At 62.8% G+C, this 14,272-nt stretch carries 13 protein-coding genes; 8 read left to right on the forward strand and 5 right to left on the reverse strand.

Translation table 11 applies throughout. The features are described 5' to 3' along the window. Positions 1 to 6 precede the first annotated feature (6 nt). The 7 genes from ACTX90_RS05210 (at position 7) to ACTX90_RS05240 (ending at position 8,122) form a co-directional block, all read left to right on the forward strand. A complete protein-coding gene (locus ACTX90_RS05210; protein ID WP_052772606.1) occupies positions 7 to 819 on the forward strand; it encodes a GNAT family N-acetyltransferase in 813 nt (270 codons plus the stop codon). 96 nt (positions 820 to 915) lie between these two features. Beyond that, positions 916 to 1,602 (forward strand): hypothetical protein, encoded by a 687-nt coding sequence (locus tag ACTX90_RS05215; RefSeq protein WP_113606674.1) that lies wholly within the window; start codon positions 916 to 918, stop codon positions 1,600 to 1,602. A gap of 49 nt (positions 1,603 to 1,651) precedes the next feature. Then, positions 1,652 to 2,365 carry a hypothetical protein gene (locus ACTX90_RS05220; RefSeq protein WP_053797632.1) on the forward strand — a complete coding sequence of 238 codons (714 nt, stop codon included), beginning with the start codon at positions 1,652 to 1,654 and terminating at the stop codon, positions 2,363 to 2,365. 78 nt (positions 2,366 to 2,443) lie between these two features. Beyond that, positions 2,444 to 3,190 (forward strand): hypothetical protein, encoded by a 747-nt coding sequence (locus tag ACTX90_RS05225; RefSeq protein WP_443443381.1) that lies wholly within the window; start codon positions 2,444 to 2,446, stop codon positions 3,188 to 3,190. A 301-nt stretch (positions 3,191 to 3,491) separates the two neighbouring features. Further along, a complete protein-coding gene (locus ACTX90_RS05230; protein WP_113606903.1) occupies positions 3,492 to 5,303 on the forward strand; it encodes an APC family permease in 1,812 nt (603 codons plus the stop codon). A gap of 175 nt (positions 5,304 to 5,478) precedes the next feature. After that, positions 5,479 to 7,266, forward strand: coding sequence for a proline--tRNA ligase (locus tag ACTX90_RS05235; RefSeq protein WP_443443383.1), 1,788 nt, complete (start codon positions 5,479 to 5,481; stop codon positions 7,264 to 7,266). A 67-nt stretch (positions 7,267 to 7,333) separates the two neighbouring features. After that, positions 7,334 to 8,122: a TSUP family transporter gene (locus ACTX90_RS05240; protein ID WP_047121204.1), complete on the forward strand. Its 789-nt coding sequence runs from the start codon at positions 7,334 to 7,336 to the stop codon at positions 8,120 to 8,122. 317 nt (positions 8,123 to 8,439) lie between these two features. Here the strand turns inward: ACTX90_RS05240 and ACTX90_RS05245 are convergent, their stop codons facing one another. From ACTX90_RS05245 to ACTX90_RS05255, 3 genes are read right to left on the reverse strand one after another with little or no spacing between them, the layout of a single operon-like run. Next, on the reverse strand, positions 8,440 to 9,114 hold the full coding sequence (locus tag ACTX90_RS05245) for a response regulator (protein ID WP_424572487.1): 675 nt from the start codon (positions 9,112 to 9,114) through the stop codon (positions 8,440 to 8,442). Next, positions 9,111 to 10,325, reverse strand: coding sequence for a sensor histidine kinase (locus tag ACTX90_RS05250; protein WP_443443385.1), 1,215 nt, complete (start codon positions 10,323 to 10,325; stop codon positions 9,111 to 9,113). Before ACTX90_RS05250 ends, ACTX90_RS05245 begins: the two co-directional genes overlap by 4 nt. Beyond that, the gene (locus ACTX90_RS05255; RefSeq protein ID WP_146955865.1) at positions 10,307 to 10,639 is read right to left on the reverse strand and encodes a hypothetical protein; all 333 of its coding nucleotides are present in this window, start codon (positions 10,637 to 10,639) and stop codon (positions 10,307 to 10,309) included. Before ACTX90_RS05255 ends, ACTX90_RS05250 begins: the two co-directional genes overlap by 19 nt. A 306-nt stretch (positions 10,640 to 10,945) precedes the next feature. Between ACTX90_RS05255 and ACTX90_RS05260 the strand changes: the two genes are divergently transcribed. Next, positions 10,946 to 12,091, forward strand: coding sequence for a YihY/virulence factor BrkB family protein (locus ACTX90_RS05260; protein WP_443443387.1), 1,146 nt, complete (start codon positions 10,946 to 10,948; stop codon positions 12,089 to 12,091). Positions 12,092 to 12,168: 77 nt separating this feature from the next. Here the strand turns inward: ACTX90_RS05260 and ACTX90_RS05265 are convergent, their stop codons facing one another. Continuing rightward, entirely contained in the window at positions 12,169 to 12,618 is a 450-nt protein-coding gene (locus tag ACTX90_RS05265) for a hypothetical protein (RefSeq protein WP_082124095.1), read from the reverse strand. Positions 12,619 to 13,120: 502 nt separating this feature from the next. Further along, positions 13,121 to 14,191, reverse strand: a complete 1,071-nt coding sequence (locus ACTX90_RS05270) for a hypothetical protein (protein WP_443443388.1) — start codon at positions 14,189 to 14,191, stop codon at positions 13,121 to 13,123. Between the last annotated feature and the right edge of the window lie 81 nt (positions 14,192 to 14,272).

Below are 14,272 nucleotides of genomic sequence, written 5' to 3' on the forward strand. Positions count from 1 at the left end.
CGCATCTTGGGCCGCAGGGACACTGCGGCCCTCATCGAGCTGCTCGACCGTGACCCCGTGGCCAACATCTTCACCAGGTCCCAAGTGGAATTGCACCGCTCGGCAGTGCCGGACGGGTTCGCCCACGTGCTGGGGGTCGACGGTGAAGAAGGCCTGCTGTCCGCATGCTGGGTGGGCGCCAACATGGCGCCCACCGCCATGCCGGACGATCACGCCCACGAATACGCGCTGATGGCGCTGGCCACGCGCCAGCGCTTCGCCTCCATCTTCGGTCCGGCATCCACCGTGCTTGCCATGCACGAGGTGCTTCAGGACGGGCCGCAGCCGATATTCGACGTGCGCCGCAACCAACCGCTGATGGAGATCCGCACCAACCCCGAAGGCATCCAGCGCCGTCGTCTGCGCGTGGCCCAGCCCGCGGAGTTCGACAAGGTCCTGCCTGCCAGCGCAGCCATGTTCGAAGAGGAACTCGGGTATTCGCCGCTGGAAAACGGCGGCAGCTTCTACCGGGGCCGCGTTCGCCAACTCATCCGCCAGGGCCACACCCTGATTGACACGGACGAGATGGGGCACATCGTTTTCAAGGCCGACCTGGGAACCGTCACCGAACAGGTCGCGCAGATCCAAGGCGTCTGGATCAACCCGATGTACCGGGGCCACTCGCTGGCCGCGGGGTATATGGCATCGACCGTTGACTACGCCCTTCAGCAAGCGCCGATCGTCAGCCTGTACGTCAACGACTTCAACGAGGCGGCGGTACGCACCTACCTGAAGGTCGGTTTCACCCAGGTTGGAACCTTCGCAACGGTCTTGTTCTAGGCCGAACCGGGAACGGGGCCGGCATCCGGCATCCCGCACTTGCCCCGGTCCATCCCATAGACTCGATTGCAGTCTCTGTAAACGACGGGAAGTGAAGTGCTGGCGCATCGACCACAAATTCTGCGGGCGGCATCCCTGGCCGTCGTCGCGCTCGTGATGGCCTCCTGCAGCGCCCCGGCGCCGTCGGACACCAATGATTCACTGGGCCCTGCCATTGAACGCAACGCCCAGCAGCTGGAAGAGGCGCTCAACCAGTTCGCCGGCGACCAGCCGGGGGCCACGGTGATCACCGACGCCCAGCTGCGCTCGATGATTCCCAAGGCGCAGCAATGGCTTGAAGACGTGGAGGTGAACCCCAGCAAATGCGGAATCACCTTCGCCGCCCCCATCGCCGAGCAGCTGCAGAATTCAGTGATGGGCGCCGTCGAAGCGGGGGACCGGCTGATCACCGTCGCCGTGTACCCTGATTCCGAAACCCTCAAATCCCAGTGGGACGCGCAGGCGGCCGCCAGCGCGGACTGCTCTCGTTACTCGGTCAAGGTCGATGGCGAATCCCGCGCCTTCCATCTGGCCAAGCAATCGGTCCAGAGCACAGCGAAACTCACCGAGGGGTACGTTGTCACCGGCAGCGACGGCAAGAAGACCTCCCAGCAGCTGGTAGTCCGCGCCGCCACCGCGAATATCCTGCTGGGCGTCCAGCAGGATACCAACGGGGCCACGATGCCGGAACATCTGGCAGCCGCTGCCGAAACCGTAGACAAGCTCATCGAGCAGCTGAACTGACGCAGAGCTGAAATCCGTCCCCGACACCAAAACATAAGGAAAATACTTCATGTCACATCGGTTCCTCTGGTTCCTTCCCCTGGCCGCAGCGCTTGCCTTGACCGGTTGTTCATCCGCAGGCCAGACGCAGCCGGAACCAGAGCAGGCCCAGACCCAGTCGCAGGACGGGAACCTGGATGCAGGGCAGGTTGAAACGGTGGTCAGGACCCTGTTGGGGGAGGATCCCTCGCTGACGGTCGTCGGAAACGAGACCATGCAACAGCAGCTTCAAATGGCCAAGGGCATGGGCTCGACCTCCGGAATCACCCCGGAAAAATGCGCCAAGCAGATGGAAAAATACACCGTCACCGACCTGACCGCGTCGGTTTCCGCCACCGGAAGCGTCACGGCTGAAAGCCTGGGCAAGGTGGTCCAGGTCTTCTCCATTACGGATGAAGCGACACGCAAGAAAATTTCCGATGCGCTTATGCTGGATGACATTTCCGGCTGCGAAAAAGTGACAGTGGAACAAAGCGGCGAAAAGCTGAGCGCCGATCGGCAGATCCTGCCCTTGAAGGTCGACGCCGACCAGTCGCTGACGATGTCCACCCAGATGGACGTCGGAGGTGGGCAAAAAATGAGTTCAGTAGTTGTGCAGGCATTGAAGGGCAACAACTTCGTCATCGTCACTTTCCAGACCGGGCTCGCCGAGTCGGCAACGATGTCTGCAGAAGCTGTCGAATTGATTAACAAGGCCTTCGCTGAAATAGAAACGCTCAACTAAGCGGTAAAAATGTTTTATTTCTAGTTGGTTGTGAAATAGAGTTGTGTCCATCACCACCAACTGGGAGGACAAAACATCATGAAGAAGCGTTCATTCCTGCTGCTTCCGCTCGCTGGCGCACTGGCGCTTTCCGGCTGCGGCGGCTCGGGCAGCGACACCACTGAGGGATCCGCGGACGCCGGAGCCGCCCAGGCGCAGTCGGCCCCTGCGACCGCAGCGCTGAGCACCGAGCAAGCCACTGCCATCGTCACCAAACTCGCCGGAGATTCCAGCGGCGCCCAGATCATGGACGGCGACACCATCGCCGCTTCGCTGCCGCAGGCCAAGAAGCTGATCGAGCAGATGGAAATCAAGCCGGAGAAGTGCGCGGAGTTCGTCAGCCAGCAGGGTTCATGGGACATCGAAGGCATCAACATGGCTGTTGCCGTGCTGATGGATGAAGCCACTATGGCCTCGACCAGCTACAGCGTGGCAGGGTATGAGGACACCGCGAAGCTGGACAAGATCACTGAACAGGCCAAGAACAAGGACCTGCAGGGCTGCGATTCATTCAGCATGGCGGTATCCGGCCAGGAAGTCGAAGCCAGCGCGAAGATCCTGGACGCTTCCTCGGATGCCGACCTGACCTACGCCACCAGCAGCGCCATGAAGATGAACGGCACCGAGGTGCCCGGCGGCAGCTACCAGATGCAGGGACTGGTCGGAAACAACGCGGTCTCGGTGGCCATGACCGGAACCGGTTCAAAGTCCGAGGCCGACATGCTCAAGAAGCTCACCGACGAGCTGAACAAGGCCGTCGCTGAGGTCAAGGCAGTGGCCAAGTAGCCACGCGAAAGCACCCGGAAGCGGGGGCCGGAATTTCGGGGATAACCTGTTCCGGCCCCGTTTTTGTGGATTTCGAGGCCCGGGAAAATCCCCTGATTTCTTTTGTGAAAACCAGTGACGCGGGGACGATACAGGCGTACAGTTCTCATTCGTGAATACGAATATTGGGACGCTGAACGTCTCTCAGTCTTCGAATTCGGACTCGGCCCGCCGCCGCCTCTACCGGTGGTTGAATGACCAATCCGTGGGCCACGAAGACCCCGGCGATGACAAGAAGCACGCCGGAAAATGGTGGCAGGTCATGTGCCTCTCGGGCCTGGACTACTTCTCCACCCTGGGATACCAGCCCGCCATCGCCGCCCTGGCCGCCGGGGCTTTGGCCCCATTCGCCACACTGATCCTGATTGCCGTCACGCTGGGAGCGGCCTTGCCGGTATACCGCCGCGTCGCCGCGGAATCGCCGCACGGGCAAGGATCCATCGCCATGCTCGAACGCCTGCTGCCGCACTGGAAAGGCAAGCTATTGGTGTTGATCCTGCTGGGATTCGCGGCCACCGACTTCATGATCACCGCGACTCTTTCCGCGGCGGACGCCTCCGCCCACCTCATCGAGAACCCCTTCACCCCCGCATGGTTCACTGGCAAGCAGATCCCCTTGACGGTGATCCTGCTGCTCCTGCTCGGTGCCTTGTTCATGCGCGGATTCAACGAGGTCACCTGGATCGCGGTGACGCTTGTCGGCACCTTCTTGACCTTGAACTTGGTGGTCATCGCCGTCTCATTCACCAATATCGCCGCGCACCCGGTCGTCCTGGGCAATTGGATGGACTCCTTGCTGGCCGCGCACGGCAATCCAGTGATGATGCTGCTGGTTTGCCTCATCGTGTTCCCGAAACTTGCCCTGGGCCTGTCCGGATTCGAAACGGGTGTGGCCGTCATGCCACAGATCAACCTGAAACCTGGTGAATCGGCCGCAGATCCCTCCAGCCGCATCCGCGGCGCCCGCAAGCTGCTGACCACCGCCGCCTTGATCATGAGCAGCTTTCTGGTGCTGTCCTCGGTGGCCACCACGGTGCTGATCCCCGCCCCGGAATTCCAGGAAGGCGGAACCGCCAACGGCCGCGCCCTGTCCTGGCTGGCGCACCGGCTGATGGGGGACGGCTTCGGCACCGTCTACGACGTCTCCACCATCCTGATCCTCTGGTTTGCCGGCGCCTCGGCCATCGCCGGGCTGCTGAACCTGATCCCGCGCTATCTGCCGCGGTTCGGCATGGCGCCCGAATGGGCCCGTGCCGTGCGCCCGCTGGTGGTTGTGGTCATCCTGGTGGCGCTGGCCATCACCTGGCATTTCGAGGCAGACGTCAATGCCCAGGGCGCGGCCTACGCCACCGGCGTGCTGGTGCTGATGAGCTCGGCCGCCATCGCGGTGACGATCTCCGCCCGGCGGCGGCGCGAGCGCGGAAAAACAATCCTCTACGTATTCGTCTCGCTGGTCTTCCTCTACACCACGGTGGTCAACTGCTTTGAGAGGCCCGAGGGCCTGAAGATCGCGGCGTTCTTCATCGGCGCCGTGCTGCTGGTGTCGCTGTCCTCGCGCTTCCGCCGGTCGACCGAGCTGCGCGCCACCTCGGTGCGCTTCGACGCGGTCGCGGAACACCTGATTTCCGAATCAGCGCGGCGGGGGATCGTGCAGCTGATTGCCCACGAGCCGGCCAACACCACCAAGGCACGCTACCGCCGCAAACTGCACCATGCGGTGCTGGCAAGCCACATCTCGGACAAGGCCCCGGTGGTCTTCCTGGAGGTCAAGGTCTCGGACTACTCAGACTTCGCCGAGGATATCGAGGTCCGCGGCATCACGCGGCATGGCTTCTGGATCCTGGAGGCGACCGCGCCGTCGGTGCCCACCGCGATCGCCGCGATCTGCCTGGCGATCAGGGACAACTACGAGGTCATGCCGCACATCTACTTTCGCTGGACCGAGGGCAACCCGCTGAGCAACCTGGCCCGCTTCCTGCTCCTGGGGCAGGGCGAAATCGCGCCGCTGACCCGCGAGGTCCTGCGCGAAGCGGAACCGGACCTGCAGCGCCGGCCCTGGGTGCACGTGGGCTAGGAGCCTGTGCCCGGTGCATCGTGTGTCGGCGCCGGAACCGCAGTGCCCGGGCGAAGAGCCGAACCCGGTAGGATTGGAGGTGGTTGCCACGACGGCAGCTCACAACAGATTTTGCCTAGCACGGCGGCAGCTGCTCATCCATGGGTCTGCCGTCATACGGAAAAGGACACCACGCGTGGTTTTGAAGCTTTCCACAACGTTCCTGCGCACCCTGCGCGAAGATCCGGTTGACGCCGAGGTTGCCAGCCACAAACTCTTGGTTCGCGCCGGCTACATCCGCCGCGCCGCACCTGGCATCTACACCTGGCTCCCGCTGGGTCTGCGGGTCCTGGCACGTGTGGAAGCCATCGTCCGTGAAGAGATGAACGCCATCGGCGCCCAGGAAGTCCACTTCCCGGCGCTGCTGCCGCGCGAGCCGTACGAGCAGACCGGCCGCTGGACCGAATACGGCGAGGGCCTGTTCCGCCTCAAGGACCGCAAGGACGCCGATTACCTGCTGGCTCCGACCCACGAGGAAATGTTCACCCTGCTGGTCAAGGACCTGTACAACTCGTACAAGGACCTGCCGGTCTACCTGTACCAGATCCAGAACAAGTACCGCGACGAGGCGCGCCCCCGCGCAGGCCTGCTGCGCGGCCGCGAATTCATCATGAAGGACTCCTACTCCTTCAACATCGACGACGAAGGCCTGGACGAGGCCTACATGGCCCACCGCGGCGCCTACCTGAAGATCTTCGAGCGCCTGGGCCTGGAAGTTGTCCCGGTGTTTGCCCAGGCAGGCGCCATGGGCGGCTCGAAGTCCGAGGAATTCCTGCACCCGACCGCCATCGGCGAGGACACCTTCGTGCGCTCGCCGGGCGGCTACGCGGCCAACGTGGAGGCAGTGACCACAGTGGTCCCGGAGGCCATCGACTTCACCGATGCCCCGGCCTTCGAGGTGCTCGACACCCCGGATACCCCGACCATCGACACCCTGGTCGCCGCCGCCAACGAGTTGCGCCCGCGCACCGACCGCGCCTGGGAAGCCAAGGACACCCTGAAGAATGTCGTGCTGGCGATCACCGACCCCGAGGGCAACCGCCACCTGGTCGTGCTGGGTGTTCCCGGCGACCGCCAGGTCGACGAGAAGCGCTTGGAAGCAACCATCGGCGCGGCCCTGGGCATCAACGGCGAGGTCGAGGTCGAGCAGGCCACCGCCGAGGACCTGAAGAGCCACCCGGAGATTGTCACCGGCTACCTGGGCCCCGCCCTGGGACTGGACCAGCAGCTGCTGGGCAGCGAAACCGAGCACGGCGTCACCTACCTGGTCGACCCGCGCGTGGTCTCCGGAACCACCTGGATCACCGGCGCCAACGAGAAGGGCAAGCACGTCTTCGGCCTGGTGGCCGGCCGCGACTTCACCTTCGACGGCACCATTGAAGCTGTCAACGTGCTGGAAGGCGATCCGGCACCGGACGGCTCCGGTCCGTTGCGCACCGAGCGCGGCATCGAGATGGGCCACATCTTCCAGCTCGGCCGCAAGTACGCGCAGTCTCTGGACCTGAAGGTCCTGGACCAGAACGGCAAGCTGCAGGTTGTCACCATGGGCTCCTACGGCATCGGCGTCACCCGCGCGGTGGCGGCGCTGGCCGAGGCCTACCATGACGAGAACGGCCTGGCCTGGCCAAAGCAGATTGCCCCCGCCGACATCCACATCGTGGTCACCGGCAAGAGCGCCGAGCTGCTGGAAGCCGGCGACAAGCTGGCCAAGGAATTCGAAGCCGCCGGCAAGGAGGTCATCTTCGATGACCGTCCGAAGGTCTCGGCCGGCGTAAAGTTCTCCGACGCCGAGCTGATCGGTGTGCCGACCATCGTGGTCGTCGGCCGCGGCCTGGCCGACGGCCTGGTCGAGGTCAAGGACCGCGCCACCGGCGAACGCCGCGATGTGCAACTGAGCGACGTGGTGGTCGAGCTGTCCGCCTAGGACGCCAGCCGGCGAAGCCCTGACAATTGAATAGGAGAGTAGCGCGGTGCAAGAGGTTCTCGATTTCCTGTCCGTCAACGGCGAACCAGTCTCCCTGTGGCCCCTGCTCCTGCTGCTGTTGGCAGGGTTCGGGGCCGGGTGGATTGATGCGGTGGTTGGCGGCGGGGGATTGATCCAATTGCCCGCGCTGCTGCTCTTTCCCGGCATCAGCCCGGTCCAGGCGCTGGCAACGAACAAGATGGCATCCATCTTCGGAACCGCAACCAGCGCCGTGACCTATTACCGGCGGACCAGTCCAGACCTGAAAACCGCCATACCCATGGCGCTGACCGCGATGGTCGGCGCCTTCGGCGGCGCGGCGCTGGCCACGATGCTTCCGGCCGCCGCCATCAAGCCGATCATCATCGCCGCGCTGGTGGCGGTATTGCTGTTCACGATGCTCAAGCCCAGGGCCGGCGAACTTTCCCGCCTGCGCTACAGCGGCAAGCAGCACTACCTGCGCGCGGTGCTCATAGGCCTGGTGATCGGCGGCTACGACGGGATGATCGGCCCGGGCACCGGGTCCTTTTTGATCATCGCCATGGTGACGGTCCTCGGGTACAATTTCCTGCAGTCGTCGGCGAAGGCGAAGATCGTCAACCTGCTTACCAACTTCGGCGCCCTGGCCTTGTTCCTGCCCACCGGCCACGTGCTGCTGGGCGTGGGGCTGGCCATGGGCGTGATGAACATGCTCGGCGGCTATCTCGGCGCCCGCATGGCCATATCCAAGGGCAGCAAGTTCATCCGCATTGTTTTTGTGGTGGTAGTTGCCGCGCTGATCCTGAAGCTCGGTTCCGATCTGGTCTTGGGAAACTGACCCGGAGCGGCCGCGGCAGGGCCGTGGAAAAGGATAATGCCCATTGCGTGCCCGGCGAAGACCCGGGTACACAATGGGCTTGTGGTTATCCTCCCCCAAGGAACACCACAATCGATTCCGTTGAGTGACGCAAAGTTCGTCATGCCGAACAGATTGCGGTGAAGACCGCTCAACCGATTAGGAATCTTTATCTCTATTACGCGTGGTCGAGAACCTGCGCGTATTTCAAAATGCCTCTCCAAGGTGCCCGAAGAGATCCATTTCCCTTAAATCATCGCTTAGAATTCGAGGTAAAGCGTCATACCAGGACGGTATGTTCAGGCCGGCAGCGGGTCGTCCGGGCGGACGAAACCCGAGCGATAGGCCAACGCGACCACCGCGGCGCGGTCCCGGGCACCGGTCTTGAACAGGATCCTGGCAACATGTGTTTTCACCGTCGCCTCGCTGAGCACCAGCGACTCGAGAATCTGCTGGTTTGACCGTCCGGCGGCAACATGGCGCAGGACTTCCTGCTCCCTGCGGGTGAGCACCTGGCGGATGTCAATCTGCTCATCGCTGCGCTCGCGCAATTTGGCCACCAGCCGCGTGGCCGCGGTGGCATCAAGCCAGGTATCCCCGCCGGCTACCCGGCGCAGCGCATCGGCAATTTCGGTGGGGGACGCGTGCTTGAGCAGGTAGCCGCTGGCGCCGGCCTGGAGCGAGGAGACGACGATGTCCTCGTCATCGAACGTTGTCATGATCAGCACCCGGACCAGATGGTCCGGGTCACTGCCGTTCTGCCGGATGAGCTCGCTGGTTGCGGTGACCCCGTCCATGCCCGGCATGCGCACATCCATCAAAAGCACATCGGGAGCGACCTCTTGGGCGAGCGCCAGGGCTTCGGCACCGGATCCAGCCTGTCCGACGATTTCAATGTCGTCCTCCGCGGAGAGAATCATGCTGATCCCGGCTCGAACCTGGGGCTGGTCGTCAACAATCACCACTCGAATCACGACGCCTCCTGGGTCTTTGCTGTATCCGTACTTCGCTGGTCGGAGGCGGAAGCATCTTCGGGCTTGTCGACCGGAAGCGAGGCCTTGAGCAGGTAACCGCCAGGGGTTGGGCCGTGGCTCAGCGAACCACCGGAGACTCCGACCCGCTCGCGTAGTCCGAGCAGCCCGAAACCGCCGGATACCGCAGGCCTTTTCGCGACCCCGGAAATGGACGTCACGGAGATCGTCAGTTCCGTCGGCATCCAGTGCGTCGCGATTTCCACCCGGCAGCCTTCGCCACCGTGCTTCATCGCATTGGACAGGCCTTCCTGCACAACGCGGTAGCCGGCATGGCTGATACTGGGGTCCAGCATTTGCGCTTCGCCGTTGCAGGTCACCACGACATCGAGGCCGGAATCCTGCGCTGACGAAACCAGCGAGGGGATGTCGTCAAAGGAATGCGACTGCCCGACCTGGGATTCTTCCTCGCTGCGCAGCATGCCCAGCAGTCGGTGCAGCTCGCGCATGCTCTGCTCGGCGGTCACCTGGATGTCGGCGAGCACCGGGTCGACCTTCTCGAACTCTGCGCCCTTCTTCAAGATTGCGCGCACACCGGCGACCTGTAGCACCACAGCGGTCATGGAGTGCGCTACCGAGTCATGCAGGTCGCGGCTGATGCGCAGGCGCTCTCCGGCGCGGGCTTCCTCCAGCGCAGCGTCAGCCCACCGCCGTTCGGTTTGCAACCGGTGCTCGGTTCTCCGCTGCGTCCGGGCGGCGAAGTAGCAGAGGAATGCAACTGCGGCATAGAAGCCGATATTCCACGCCATCAGACCCAGCAGATCCTCGGATCGGCCGTCGTAGCTCACGGAGCTGTAGGTCGCCACGAAAACAGGCAGGATCATTCCCGCCAGTGCCGTATTAGCCACTCGCGTGCTCGAATGCCGGACCATGAGGAAAAACGCCATGTAGGTTCCGACGATTCCAACGATGGAGGCCACCGCGAGACCCAGCAGCGAGATGAGGAGGAAAACGCTGAACCCTATCCAGATCCTGCGCTGGATCAGCAGGACCGCATACGCGCTAATCAGCGCTGCGGGGACCAGCCACACCGGCAGCACCGCACCGCCCGGCGTGGTGACGGCTCCTTGCCACAGGAACAGGTCAAATACGAAGGCGAACAGGCCGACAACTACACGCACAACGTGCCGGCGCTTTAGCATCCCGGAAGCCATGGAAACAGCCGGCACCAGGGGGATTCCCCGAGGTCGTCGTCGGGGTCCAGACCTTGGAAGCCTGGCGGGAAGGCGTCGTGCCCGACATGCAGGGTGCCCGTTTCCAGGAGCAGCAGGGTCCAAGGCTCCCAACCCTTGAGCTCGCGGCCGACGTAGCGGATCGTTGCGGGTTCGACATGCTTGCCGTGGATATCAACATGGACGGACTCGCCCAAGCCGCCAGCCTGGACCAGGATTGCGTCGGATCGGATAGCCCAGCCGACCAGCAACAAATCGTCGACATGGACCGGATATGAACGGGCAACAGGAAGCAAGGGGCGATTTTTCCCCGACGTTGCGCCCCCGGAAGTCTCTGACATGGTGTTCTCCTCAAGCGAGTGCCGTTAGAAGAATCGTGACACATTCGCTATCCGGGTGCATCATCCGTGCACTGTATGTCTGCCTCAGGCCCTTGACACCGTCGGCCAGCTGGCGCAGGGGAGGTCTGTGCCGTAGAGCGCTCCGGGCAAGGAAGCTGGTTTCAGGCTGTGTATTGGGGAAAGTATGTTGAGCCGATGCGGTAACCCTGTTTGAATGGCCGAAAGGGTACGTACAGAACACGCAGACTTCGGGGTGGGCAGATGTCCGATAACAACCAGACGAATCCACTGGGTACGGAAGCGCAACCGGGCACCAGCATGACCGGGCTTGCCGGCATTGACGGGGAATTTGAAATAGCGGTCAAGACGCAACTGGACAAGCCGCAAAGGCTGCGCGCGGATTCATGGAAATATGTCGTTAAACGCTCCCTGCATGAGTTCTCCAGGAACAAATGCACCGATCTGGCCGCGGCGCTGACCTACTACACCATGCTCTCGATTTTCCCGGCATTGCTGGCAGTTGTCTCCTTGCTGGGCGTCGTCGGGCAGGCGGAGACCACCACTAAATCGATGCTGTCGCTGCTGGAGGAATTCGCCAGCCCGCAGGTGGTAGAAACGCTGCGCCAACCCATCGAGCAGCTGACCTCGACACCCGCGGCGGGGCTGGCTTTGGCCGCTGGTCTCTTGGGCGCGATCTGGAGTGCCTCCGGGTACGTCGGTGCGTTCGGCCGGGCAATGAACCAGATCTATTCGGTGGATGAAGGCCGTCCGTTCTACAAGCTCAAGCCGATGATGCTTCTGGTGACGCTTTTCCTGCTGGTTGCCGCGGCGGTCATGGGCGCCTTGTTTGTGCTGTCCGGTCCCATCGCCCAGAAACTGGGCAACTTCATCGGGCTCGGGGAATCGGCGCTGCTGGTATGGAATATCGCCAAATGGCCGGTGATGGCCGTCTTCGCGGTCATGCTGGTCGCGGTGCTCTACTACGGGACTCCGAACGTCAAGCACGCAAAGTTCAGGGTGCTCAGTGTCGGGGCCTTTGTCGCACTCATCGTCCTGGCACTGGCCACGTCCGGCTTCTTCTTCTATGTCTCCAACTTCGGGAACTACAACAAGACCTACGGCGCGATCGGTGGCGTCATCGTGCTTCTGCTCTGGATCTGGATCGCCAACTTGTCGCTGCTCTTTGGCGCGGTGCTGGATGCCGAGCTCGAACGCGGTCGCGAACTGCAGGCAGGTCTCAGCGCCGAGCATTCCCTGCAGCTGCCGCCGCGCGATGTCGCCGGACTGCAAAAACAGACTCAACAGAAGGAGCAGGACATTCGCGACGGCGAACAGATCAGGATCGTGAGCGAAATCGCCGCGGTCGACAAGGTCGAGCAGGAATCCGGGCAACGGGAACGCGATTAGAAAACGAAACGCCAGCCGCTTCGGGCCGCCCGCAAGGAGCTGGACCGGAAGTGCGGCTGGCGAAGATGGAGTCGAATTCAGGCGCGGCGGACGTCGACGGCGCTGGGCAGCCCCGGGTACTTCACTCCTGCAGACTTCTGCAGTGGAGGAATTGCGTGGGCGATTGCGCTGTGTGTCAGCGGTGCGACCCGGAAGGTCAGGCATGGGGTCGATTGCGCTTCGCGGTAAAGGTCCAAGATGGAGTCCTTCGCGTCGCGTGGGGCGACAACTTCAAGATCGGTGCATCCAATCACGACATAGGTGAAGCAAAGGTCGTTGGACTGCGGATCCAGCGTCGCGATCAACACCGGCGGTTGGTGCACTACTGTCAAGGCCATGACATCGGTGAGCTTCTCGTCATGCTGGGCGATGACGATGGGCATGCCCTCGCTCCAACCATGCTCCTTCAATACCTCTCGACCGTGGCGCGACCCGATGGTCTCCGCAGCGAGCTCTGCGATCTTCGAGCGGACAATGCGTCCTGTCATGGTTTTCTACCTCTATCTGATGGGAGCAAAACGAGTGGCTGCACTGGCTGAAGCCTGGCACTCGAAGCGGAATATTCCTCTCCGGAAAAATGACGGATTCGATGATTTAAAATCTCGAATTTAAAACTTCTAATAATTAGACCCTAACTCTCATAGGGCAAAATTGCGAGGTCGAATCATTCGGTTCGAACGGGGAGCGATCCGGTTCTCCGAGGATGCCGATCTTCGGAAAGTACGTAAAGGAACTGGTCGATGTAGGTTTTATCGAGAGCTGAGGACGGCAGGACGGTAGCTGTCGTGCCGATTTGAAGTTTTTATGAACCAGGGAATTCACTTGGCGGAAAGCGAAGATTTCACTTGGTGGGCACGAGGCCGCAAGAATAAACTTGCCGCCGGAATGCTGGATTTATTTTTACTGCTGTGGTGGTGTGGAATTCGGTAATGGTTCGAGAATTGGACGGTGCCGGTTCGGTTGCGCGGCGGAGACCTGGAAGCGAGCGCTCTACTCGGCGCGCGAGCGCAGGATGCGCTCCGCCTCGGACTGCGACTGCTGGGCGCCCAATGCACTATTGACGACACCGGCAACGGTGGATCGCTGGTCCCCGGTGATATTCCCCGCCGCCGCGAGCAGCGCATTCGAGTAGTCGGATTGTGCCGCAGCGGCGACCTTTTCCAGCCGGTCCAGCCCGTTCTCCGGGAGCTCGTAGGCGGGCAGGCGGAGATCCGGGCAGTCCTCGGGCAAGGCTGAACGCAGGGTGCGCAGCTGTGAGTTCAGGGCGGTCCGCTGCTTTTCTGCTGCTTGCGCCGTCGCGTTGCTTCCCCTGGCCGCGTTGAGCTGCAAGGTGTAGTCCAAGGCGTATCCGCGATCCAGGGCGCGGGCCAGCACGACGGATTCAAGGAGTTCCTGGTCTGCTGGCGACGACGTGCCTTCGATCAAGCTGTGGTCAGCAAGGCATGCCACGGTTTGCGCGGCCTCCGGCGAGTCCGCCTTGCCTGCGCTGATTGCCGGGGGCAGCTGTGCCGCTTGTTTCTTGTCCACCAGCTTCAAGGCGTCCCGGGCATCGAAGTTGATCTGGAACGCTATTCGCGCCAAAGTCTCGCCACGCTGGAGATCGGGATCAGCGAACTCGGGAATGCTCGAACTCAAGGTCGCGACCGACGACGCCAAGGCGGCCAGTTTTTCGGGGGAGTAGCTCTCCGGCGCGTCGGCCGGAGGCTGGTCGTCGAAATGCAGCTCGCCCAGCAGGGCCGCGCCCTGCGAGAGCGACGTGCCCAGATCGGCAAGCGCCGCGGCGATCTTCTCGTTCTCGGCCAGGGAAGCCATCGCGGCCGCCTGGCTTCCCAGGTCGGCCAGTTGGGCTCCGTACCCCCACTGCGCCTGTTGGTCGGCCGAAGCCTCGCTGACTGCATCCGGAAGGCCGCGGTCGACTAGCGCGCCGCGGAACACTGTGACGCCGATTCCCCAGGTGGCGGCCCCGGCAATGGAAGCGACCAGCACCGGGGCGATCCAGCCGGGGGCGCGTTTGGCCGGCGGCTGAACGGGCTTTGCGGGGCGGGGCGATGGATCAGTCATAGCGAAATGATCATCCCATGAAGTGGGCCGGCGACCCGGCCTTTGGCCATTCTTCCGTGGCGTGGTGCAAAAGACTGGCGT

This window comes from Glutamicibacter soli, assembly GCF_052322135.1.
Lineage (GTDB): Bacteria > Actinomycetota > Actinomycetes > Actinomycetales > Micrococcaceae > Glutamicibacter > Glutamicibacter soli.